A 9850-nucleotide genomic window follows, 5' to 3' on the forward strand; every position below is an offset into this window, starting at 1 on the left:
GCCCATCTTTATCAGGCCCGCGATGGTGTGGTCGATGAGGGCGCCGTCGTCCATCTGTGCGGCCGCGTCGCCGTCCCTGTAGGTGATCTCGGCGAGGACCGAACTGCACCCTCCGGGGGCGTTCCCGTCGCTGTAGCCAGAGGGGAAGGAAATGCGGTTGAAGAGGCCGATCTCCTCCTGCGGGACATAGACCCAGGAGTACGGCGGGACCTCCCCCTTCAGGCCGATGCAGACGCAGGCGACAGAGTTGTACCGTAAAGCCCGGCAGGCCTCCGCCACCGTCTCCGGCACACCCTCAAGACAGGGGAGGAGGGCCTGGAGGGGGATGGTGGAGATGCACCTCTCCGCCCTGACCTCCTCCGTGCCGTCGCTGATCACGAAGGCCCCCCCCTCCTCTCTCACCGACCTGACCACAAAACCCGTCCTGATCGCGTCCTCGACAGGGGCGGCGATGGCCCGGACCAGCGCCTCGATGCCCCCCTCTTCCGGGTACGAGAAGACGGCCTGATGGGTGTAGCCCTCGGTCTCGATCCCGACCGCCGCCTTGATCACGTCCTCCACCGGCGGCCGCGGGATCCGCCCGTCAACCCAGTGAGTGGACATCTCCTCGGGCGGGAACTTCCAGATCTTCCTGTTGTACGGGACCATGTAGCAGTCGGCGATACCCTCGCCGAAGGTGGTGACGATCCACTCCCTGAAGTTCCGGGGGGCGGGGAGTTCCCCTTTCTCCGCTTTGATGAGAGTTTTTACGAACTCGTTGATGCAGAGGAAGAGGTCGTCCTTCGGGAGGTCTGCAAGGCCGTTCTCAAAGGGGTATTTCACATATTTCCCCTTGTAGAAGATCTTCGTGTTCCGGTGCCTCTCTGTGCGGTTCCGCCCGAGCACCTCCTTCATAAACGCGAGGGCCCCGGCGTCCCGGGAGAAGATGATGTGCGATCCGCCCGTGTCAAATGTGAAGCCGTCGATGGTCTTCGACCGGCAGAGCCCCCCATATTCTGGCTCCGCTTCGAGAACGACCACATCTTCGCCTCTCTCCCGGAGCAGTCTGGCCAGGGTCACCCCTGTCAGCCCGCCGCCCAGTATCGCCGTTTTCACGCCATAAGATTCGCGGTCGGGTGATATATGATTGTTCATAGGAGAGGTCGGTAGGATATCGAGGTATTCTCATCTGGATTTGACATCCCGGCCGTGGTCCCCTGCCCCTGCTATCTGTACCGGTGCAACGCCCCGGACATAGCGCGGGTATTCCCATCGCCCATTTGGATGATTTTTATCTTCTTGAATTTTTTTAAAAATCATAAAAATATTCTGAATTCATTAAGAAATATTTTGAGAGATTATAAAATCAGATAGTCTATTTTTAACCAGATATTTATACAAAAATCTCCCATGATGTTCATTTACTCAACTGCACTGAAGATCAATTTATATATTATTACTTGCGATATGCCGCCGTACGCACGCAACCGGGGGGAGTGCGGTGTATTATTCAGACGAGGGTACGCTATACCTGTCCGGTACTGTCGCTGTCTTTTTTGTACTGACACTTGTAGTCACGGTGATTTTCGGGTATTATGCCATCAAACTCGGTCATTCGATGCCCTGCGTCGTCAGACCAGACCTGACGGCAGAGGCGGCCGAAGCGGACGACTGCATCAGGATCACCTATAATGGCGGGATCGGCGAGGGCCACGTCGAGGCGATCGCGTGGACTTTCAGGAACACCCGTGAAGAACGACTCGACGGCCGGGAGGAACACCCGAAGCCGGGTTTCACCTACACGAGCCCTGCCGGAGCGACTGATGGGCCTGACCACGTTATCGTCACTGCAATCTTTTTCGACGGCAGGACGGAGGTGATCCTGGATACGGCGGTCTGAAAGAAGGACCGATAAAAAAAGAGTATTATCTGGGCTGGATGAACCCGCCGGTGAGGGTGGCGTTCAGCACCTTTGCATCGGTCTTCTGCGTCACGAGACTGACCGCGATCATGGCGACCGCCGAGATGACGACGGCATAGAGGCTGAAGTGGAGGGGGAGTTTGTCGACCACGTAGTACCAGTAGCCGAGCACTGAGCCCGAGAGGAGACCTGTCGCCATCGAGGCGAGGGCGCCCTCACGGGTCGCACCCCGCCAGTACAGCCCGGCGAGGAGGGGCACGGCGAAGGTGGAGAGCATGATCCCGATACCCGACCACATCAGCCAGGCGAGCATCTCCGGTGGGTTGATGGCGAGGACAAGCGTCACGGCCGCCGCAAGGAAGACGGTGACGCGGGAGATGAGGAGGACCTCTCTGTCGCTCGCCTGTGGCCTGAAGATGTTCTTCCAGATGTCCCAGGAGAACATCGTCCCGATGGTGAGCATCAGGCGATCGGTCGTCGACATCACGGCCGCGAGCACGATGACGGCGAAGAAGGACCAGACCCAGATGTTGGGCATGGCGTATTCGAGCCCTGAGATGAAGATATAGTCCTGCGCATTCGGGACGGCCGGGAGGGTGATCTTCCCCTCTTCGACGAGGACGCGCCCGGCAAAGCCGGCGAACTTGACGAGGAGCATGACCACGCCGTAGACGGCGAAGGCGATCAGGGGAGACCACTTGAAGTATTTCTCCTCCTTTGCGGCGAGGACGTTGTTGATGACGTGCGGGGCGCAGGCAAGACCGACGACAAGCATCAGCCCGAAGGAGAAGAGGAACTCGGGCGTGAAGGCCATGCCCTCGGTGAGGTACGGCTGGACGAGGGTCGGGTCTATCCCTGCCATCACTTCGTTGATGTGCGTCATGCCGCCGGCCTTCATGATCAGGACCGGGGCCATGACGAGGACGCCGACGATCAGGAGACCTCCCTGGATCACTGCCGTCCATGAAACGGCGTACAGCCCACCGACGACGGTGTAGGCCGTGATGATCACGCCGGAGATGATCAGCGCCTGCCAGTGGGGGAGGCCGAAGAGCCAGACCAGGACGATCGAGATGGCGGTGTACTGGCCGACAAGGTAGATGAGGGAGACGATGATGCCGGCGAGGGCCGAGAGGCCCCGCATCGCATGTGGACTCTCGAAACGAGTGGCGAAGTAGTCCTCGACCGTCAGGTAGTTGTTCTCTTTCCCGATCCGGTGGAGTTTGACGCCGAAGGCGATGATACAGAAGGACGCCGCAAGGGGGACGAAGAGTTGCTCCCAGATCGACGGCCATCCTGTCGTGAAACCGAGGCCGCTGACGCCGAGGAGGGTCATGCCCGAGCAGATCGACGAGATCATGAGGAGGGTGAAGACCCAGAAGCCGAGTGACCTGCCGGCAACGATATAGTCGCCGCTATTCTTGATCTTTCTCGATGCCCATGCTCCGATGCCCAGGAGGACGAGGAAGTATACTCCGATGATCCCTACGGATATCGACTCTATCATGCCCCGACCTCTTTGAAGAGGAATGCCCAGACAAAGAGGAGGGCAGTGACTGATATGAATGCTGTTCCGACGATTGCAACCGTCTCGAAGGGAAGTCCGATCATAGTGGTATGCTAACGTGTGGCATGCTAACATATAACACAATCGGTGCCGGGCGGGGGTGCTCGCCGGGATGGGGAAAATCAGGCGTTACTCCGGGGGGATGGGGAAGGGTCACGCAGGGGAAGGGAGAGAGGGGAGACCCGCGGGGGAGGACGCTTCGATCCGGGGATGGCCCTGTTATGTAAGACAGGGTTTCCATCGTGATAGCACCTTTCAGGATAGAGGAGGCGGGCGATCTCTGATCACGGTGTAGGGGATCACTTCCCTCAGGGAACACATTATCCTATTCTGAAGGCCATCCACAGTCCGACGCCTATAAGAATCAACCCACTTGCGACTCTGATGATCCTCCTGTGATTTCTGATCCGTGTAGCAGATCCATATCCACCTAAAACGCCTACTCCAAGAAACGGAGTGAGCACTCCTGCTCCAAAGAAGATCAGGAGAGAGAGGCTCTGGATGGTACCGTCTGAGAGGATCTTACTCAGGAGGACCAGGAGGAGTGGAGCGGCACATGGCACTTTTACAAAAGAAAAAAGTACTCCAAGGAAGAAGAGACCGAAAAAACTGGCTGCATACTTCTGTACGGATCTCTTTATGAACCCTTCCGTACTGAAAGGTACCTTCAGAATGCCGGTCAGGTTAGCACCAACGAGAATGAGGATCAACCCGGCAATGAATGTCAGGTACTTCTCAGCCCCACTAAAAGAGACACCGATCAACAATACACAGATGCCCATAATGAGATACGCCGTTACCAGACCAAACCCAAAGGCCCCCGCACTGAGAATACTACTCTTCATCCCCTTGTCGGTACCGGCGACATAGACCAGAAGAAATCCCAATATCGCCATCAGACATGGTGAGAATCCTGAGAAAAATCCCAGAGCATACGCGAGAGGGATGTTCCAGTCAACAGAGAGATCGTTCTCTTTTGTTTCCTCTCCTGTGAGGCAAAGTTGAATTTCAGTTTCCAGACGTTTCTGATTTATTTCTTCCTTCGGGATTTTTACAGTGCCGTTTACGACGAGGGCCGGGACTTCAAGAAAACCATACTGCTGCCACTGTTCCAGACCTTCAGGTGTGCCGACGTCGATATATGTGATTGAAATCGTTCCGCTGAGATTTTGGTCCACCTCTGCTATTAGAGGTTTGACATGATCGCAGTCAGAACAACCATCCATGTAATAATATTCTACTGCGATAGGAGCCGCATCTGCACAGGGGATCAGACCAATAAAGAGTACAATCGCAATAGTTACAAATGCCCAACGAACTGAAAGATTACTCATATACGAAATGAAAGCCTCCCGAGCGGGAATTCTAGATGGATCATTATTTTTATCCTGTGAATGTCTCCAAAACTATGCAGTTCCTCACTATTCGCTTCTAGGAGGCAGTCGATCATTTTTCTGAATCCAAAACATCCACAAGAGCAAGATCGCTACTGATCCTACTCCAATGATACCTAGAACGACAAGAATTGGGACAATCGGGTACCTGAGTACAAGCGCTCGGATAATGAAGAGTGCCGAGAGCACCAGGTAAAAGATGGCCCACCGCACAGGCGTGACCCGATATTCTCCGTCTACTTTGAAGATGGCATGGATCAGGACACCGGAGACGATGATGAGAACGGCAATCCAGAGAAAGGGGATGGATGGATTGGCGTGGGCGATCACGAGGTAGATGAGATAGAGGAGGATGGCAAGGATGACTTCGGTGGTAATGCCAGCATGGGAGCGGGGTTTTTTTCGCGTCTGGAGGGCGTGGGCGAGGATCGCTATGGGGGAGGGATCGAGGAGTTGCTCCTTTCTCCTGTACCTGACCATGAACCAGCAGATCGCACCTGTCACTATGAACGCAAGAGGGAAGGTGAGGCCTAAATTGATAGGGAGGTCTTTGGATATAATGAGCATTCCAATCGCGAGAAATGATACGAAATAGACCACGACCGAACGGCATATTTCCTCTTTGAGAATAGAATCAAAATTCATCTGATCACCACCGACACATTTTCAGGTGGATGAAAGAGTACACGCCATCACAGGCGCAATAACTGCGCTCATAAATATCGCGACCACGAGTATCGATAGATACTTCATTCCGTGTTTCAATGTCATTCGTTTTCCTCCGTACATCATGCGTGCGGAGGCATAGAAAAGCGTAAATATGAATATTACACATGTTCTCTTTGCCTCCGGGCAATGTGGGGGTCTGGAGCAGTTCTGTACAAACACCCAGACCCCTGCGGGACGCCTGATTGGGCATCCACGGCAGAGAATATTATTTTATAATTATATATGTGTTGGGATCAATTTGTTTGTCGATCAGCCGACATAGAGTCGTTCAGATCACAAACAATATGGTTGCAGATCGCGATTCCAGACATCTCGCTATTATCCGACAGAAAAGACCGTGTTCATTCTCATCATCGCCGCGCCCTCTACCTGCCTGACACAGGGGCATGGAGTGCTGATCAGTACGGAGTAATCTCCTTCTAGAGATCTTCAGAATTTTTTCAGAACATTCCGGCCTGTCAGTATTTCTGTTCACGGAGAAGAGAGGCGGATCCGAGAATCCATTCCTCTCTGACGCCGTCACTCCTCTGGAGAGGAGATGGCTTACTTCATACTTTTGATCCCCTTCTGCCCCCGGAGGAGGGCGATCTTCCCGGTCCGCACGAATTCCTTGATCCCGTACTGCCTGAGGAGAGTTTCGAGGGCGTCGATCTTCTCCGAGTCGCCGGTGACCTCCAGGATGACCGTCTTTGCGCCGACGTCGATGATCTTGGCCCTGAAGATGTTCGCGATCTGCATCACCCCGGCCCTGGTGTCGCCGGGTTCGGCCGCCACCTTGATCAGGGCGAGTTCGCGGGCGACCGTGCTCTGATCGGTGATGTCCGAGACCTTGATCACATCGATGAGTTTGTTCAGCTGTTTTTTGACCTGCTCGATCTGGGCGTCGTCCCCCAGGACGACGATGGTCATCCTGCTCATCCCCGCCTCCTCGCAGGTCCCGACGGCGAGACTCTCGATGTTGAAGCCCCGCCGGGAGAAGAGCCCGGAGATCCGGGAGAGGACGCCCGCCCTGTTCTCGACGAGGATGTGGATGGTGTGCAGTTTCATGCCTGCCGCCTCCCGATCATCTCGTTGATCGCCGCCCCGGCCGGGACCATGGGGAAGACATTCGCCTCTCTCTCGATCCTGAAGTCGAGCACGAAGGGCCCATCTGTGGTAAAGGCCGCCTCGAGTGCCGGCCTGACCTCCTCCCTCTCCTCGACCCTGATCCCGTCGACCCCGTAGGCGCGGGCGATGCCGACGAAGTCCACGGCCGGGAGTTCGGTGTACGAGTAGCGGCGGTCGTAGAAGAGTTCCTGCCACTGCCTCACCATGCCGAGGTACATGTTGTTCAGGACGACCACTTTCACCGGTACCTTATACTGGACGACGGTGCCGAGTTCCTGGATGTTCATCTGGAAACTCCCGTCGCCCGCCACGTCGACGACCGTCTCGTCGGGCCTGGCGAAGTGCGCCCCGATCGCCGCCGGGAAGCCGTAGCCCATCGTCCCGAGTCCTCCCGAGGAGATCCAGGTCCGCGGCCGCCTGAAGCAGTAGTGCTGCGCCGCCCACATCTGGTTCTGCCCCACCTCGGAGACGACGATGCCGTGGTCCCCGAGGAGGTCGCTCATCTCCCTGATGATATAGGCCGGTGAGAGACCGTCGTCCCCGTCCCTGACCGTCTGCTCCTCCTTCCAGTGGCGGACGCGGGCAAGCCACGTCTCCCGCCCCTCCTTCTTGATCAACCGCCTGATGATGCTCTGGAGCACCTTCCCGGCGTCCCCGACGATCGGGATATCAACCGGTTTGTTCTTCCCGATCTCGGCCGGGTCGATGTCGATGTGGATGATGCGGGCGTTGGGGGCGAAGGCGTCGATCTTCCCTGTCACCCTGTCATCGAAACGGACGCCGACGGCGATGAGCAGGTCGCACTCGGTGACCGCGTAGTTCGCCGCCTCCGTCCCGTGCATCCCGATCATGCCGAGGTTGAGGGGGTGGTCGCAGGGAACGGTGCCGAGGCCCATCAGGGTCGTCGCGACAGGGATGAGCATCAGTTCGGCGAGTCTCCTCACATCCTCCGACGCTCCCGATGCAATCACGCCCCCCCCCACGTACAGGAGGGGCCTCTCGGCCTCGCCGATGAGGGAGACCGCCTTCTCGATCTGGAGGGCGTGGCCCTCGTAGGTCGGCTGGTATCCCCGCAGTTTTGCCCGGCCGATCGGCGGTTCCGCTTCGAGTTGCGTGGTCATCACGTCCTTCGGGATGTCGACGAGGACAGGGCCCGGTCGCCCTGTGCCCGCGATATAGAAGGCGTCCTTCACCACCTGGCCGAGGTCGGCCGCCCTCTTGACCAGGTAATTGTGTTTGGTGATTGGCATCGTGATGCCCGTGATGTCAGACTCCTGGAAGGCGTCGTTCCCGAGCATGAAGGTCGGGACCTGGCCGGTGATGGCGACAAGGGGTACCGAGTCCATGTAGGCGGTGGCGATGCCGGTGACAAGGTTGCAGGCGCCCGGCCCCGAGGTGGCGAGACATACTCCTACGCGCCCGGACGCACGGGCATAGCCGTCGGCCGCGTGGGCCGCCGCCTGCTCGTGGCGTACAAGGATGTGCCTGATAGGTGCGTCATAGAGTTCGTCATAGATCGGCAGGACTGCCCCGCCGGGGTAGCCGAAGATCGTCTCGACCCCCTCGCGCTGCAGGCTTTCAACCAGCAGTTTTGCTCCTGTCTTCATCTTTGCTCCTCGAGAAGTCTGTTCATACCGGCAACCATCGCTTCGACACTTCCCATGATGATGTCTGTCCGCGCCCCCCGCGAGGTGAGCACGCGCCCGTCCCTGCTCAGGCAGACGGTGACATCGACGAGGGCGTCTGTCCCCCCGCTGATCGCGTCCACCCGGTAGTCTTCGAGCCTGATCTCGCCGATGCCGGCGATCGACCGGCGCAGGGCCTCGACCGCGGCGTCCACCGGGCCGTTGCCGGTGGCGGCGCAGGTCACCTCCTCTCCTCTGACCGTGACCGTGACCGATGCGGTGGGGACGACATTGCTCCCGGAGACGACCGTCACCTGCCTGAGCCGGATCGTCGGCTCACGCACGAGGTTGAGCACCGAGTCGGCGATGGCCATCAGGTCGGCATCGGTGATCCGTCTCCCCTCGTCGCCGAGGCTTTTCACCCTGGCGACGATCTCCGCAAGTTGCACTTCGTCGCAGACATAGCCGAGTTCCTGGAGGGCGGCCCTGACCGAGGCCGACCCCGAGTGTTTGCCAAGGAGGATCCGCCGGGTCCTGCCGACGCGTTCAGGGCTGATCGGTTCGTAGGTGCTCGCCTCGCGGAGCACGCCGTGGGCGTGGATGCCGCTTTCGTGGGTGAAGGCCATCTCGCCGACGATCGCCTTGTTCGTCGGCAGGGGTACGCCGGTCATCTTCGAGACCTCGGTCGCGAGGTGGTAGAGCCTTTCTGTCCTGATCCCGGTCTTCGTGCCGTAGAGCACCTCCAGGGCCATCACGACCTCTTCGAGGGGCGTGTTCCCGGCGCGTTCGCCAAGGCCGTTCACGGTGACATGTGCGGCCGACGCCCCGGCTTTCAGGGCGGCGAAGGTGTTTGCGAGAGCGAAGCCGAGGTCGTCGTGGCAGTGGATGCTCAGGGGCGCGAAGAGGAGGCCGGGGATCACCCCGGCGGTCTTCTCCGGCGTCATGAGCCCGACGGTGTCGCAGAAGCAGAGGCGGTCGGCGCCGCGCTCGACCCCTTCCCTGAAGAGGTGGGCGAGGAAGGCCGGGTCGGCGCGGGATGCGTCCTCCCCGGAGAGTTCGACGACGAGGCCCCGCTCTTTGGCGTACTCCACGGCGTCCCATGCCATCGTGCAGACCTGCTCGCGGGTCTTCCGCATCTTCGCCCTGATATGGAGGTCGCTTGCCGGCACGACCAGGTGGACGCAGTCGACGCCGCACTCCGCGGCATAGTCGATGTCCACCTTCAGGGCGCGGACGAAGGTGGCGACCTCGGCGGAGAGTCCGGCACCTGCGATCAACCTGATCGCCTCCCTCTCTCCCTCCGATGCGGCGGCAGAACCGGCCTCGACGGTGTCGACCCCGATCTCTGCGAGCATGGTTGCGATCGAAAGTTTCTGCGCGGGCTTCAGAGAGACGCCGGGCGTCTGTTCGCCGTCCCGTAGGGTGGTATCAAAAAAGCGGACTTTAGCGGCCAATAAAACAATCACTCATGGTGGTTGCCATGGGCCAGTATGGAACGACGACGATATTTATATTTTGGCTATTATGA

The 9850-nt window shown here is 58.4% G+C and carries 8 protein-coding genes; 1 reads left to right on the forward strand and 7 read right to left on the reverse strand.

Annotation, left to right across the window (positions count from 1 at the left end; translation table 11 throughout):
* On the reverse strand, nucleotides 1-1095 hold a 1095-nt coding region (locus Q0520_RS04155; RefSeq protein ID WP_298666989.1), incomplete at its 3' end, for an NAD(P)/FAD-dependent oxidoreductase.
* A 463-nt stretch (nucleotides 1096-1558) separates the two neighbouring features.
* Between Q0520_RS04155 and Q0520_RS04160 the strand changes: the two genes are divergently transcribed.
* Nucleotides 1559-1879, forward strand: a complete 321-nt coding sequence (locus Q0520_RS04160) for a hypothetical protein (RefSeq protein ID WP_298666992.1) — start codon at nucleotides 1559-1561, stop codon at nucleotides 1877-1879.
* Nucleotides 1880-1904: 25 nt separating this feature from the next.
* Here the strand turns inward: Q0520_RS04160 and Q0520_RS04165 are convergent, their stop codons facing one another.
* The 6 genes from Q0520_RS04165 to Q0520_RS04190 form a co-directional block, all read right to left on the reverse strand.
* Complete coding sequence (locus Q0520_RS04165) at nucleotides 1905-3407, reverse strand: sodium:solute symporter (RefSeq protein WP_298666994.1); 1503 nt, start codon at nucleotides 3405-3407, stop codon at nucleotides 1905-1907.
* Between the two features lie 380 nt (nucleotides 3408-3787).
* Complete coding sequence (locus Q0520_RS04170; protein WP_298666996.1) at nucleotides 3788-4801, reverse strand: cytochrome c biogenesis protein CcdA; 1014 nt, start codon at nucleotides 4799-4801, stop codon at nucleotides 3788-3790.
* 87 nt (nucleotides 4802-4888) lie between these two features.
* Complete coding sequence (locus Q0520_RS04175; RefSeq protein WP_298666998.1) at nucleotides 4889-5506, reverse strand: hypothetical protein; 618 nt, start codon at nucleotides 5504-5506, stop codon at nucleotides 4889-4891.
* Between the two features lie 627 nt (nucleotides 5507-6133).
* Nucleotides 6134-6637, reverse strand: a complete 504-nt coding sequence (ilvN, locus tag Q0520_RS04180) for an acetolactate synthase small subunit (protein WP_298667000.1) — start codon at nucleotides 6635-6637, stop codon at nucleotides 6134-6136.
* A complete protein-coding gene (gene ilvB, locus Q0520_RS04185; RefSeq protein WP_298667002.1) occupies nucleotides 6634-8304 on the reverse strand; it encodes a biosynthetic-type acetolactate synthase large subunit in 1671 nt (556 codons plus the stop codon). The genes ilvN and ilvB overlap by 4 nt, the downstream gene beginning before the upstream one ends.
* Nucleotides 8301-9788, reverse strand: a complete 1488-nt coding sequence (locus tag Q0520_RS04190) for a 2-isopropylmalate synthase (RefSeq protein WP_298667004.1) — start codon at nucleotides 9786-9788, stop codon at nucleotides 8301-8303. The genes ilvB and Q0520_RS04190 overlap by 4 nt, the downstream gene beginning before the upstream one ends.
* Nucleotides 9789-9850 lie beyond the last annotated feature (62 nt).

Origin of the sequence: uncultured Methanofollis sp. (assembly GCF_937919355.1) — an archaeon.
GTDB lineage: Archaea > Halobacteriota > Methanomicrobia > Methanomicrobiales > Methanofollaceae > Methanofollis.

Coding starts and splice junctions, on each gene's coding strand:
- Q0520_RS04165 (WP_298666994.1), bottom strand. CDS start 3,407: ATGATAGAGTCGATATCCGTAGGGATCATCGGAGTATACTTCCTCGTC.
- Q0520_RS04170 (WP_298666996.1), bottom strand. CDS start 4,801: ATGAGTAATCTTTCAGTTCGTTGGGCATTTGTAACTATTGCGATTGTA.
- Q0520_RS04175 (WP_298666998.1), bottom strand. CDS start 5,506: ATGAATTTTGATTCTATTCTCAAAGAGGAAATATGCCGTTCGGTCGTG.
- ilvN (WP_298667000.1), bottom strand. CDS start 6,637: ATGAAACTGCACACCATCCACATCCTCGTCGAGAACAGGGCGGGCGTC.
- ilvB (WP_298667002.1), bottom strand. CDS start 8,304: ATGAAGACAGGAGCAAAACTGCTGGTTGAAAGCCTGCAGCGCGAGGGG.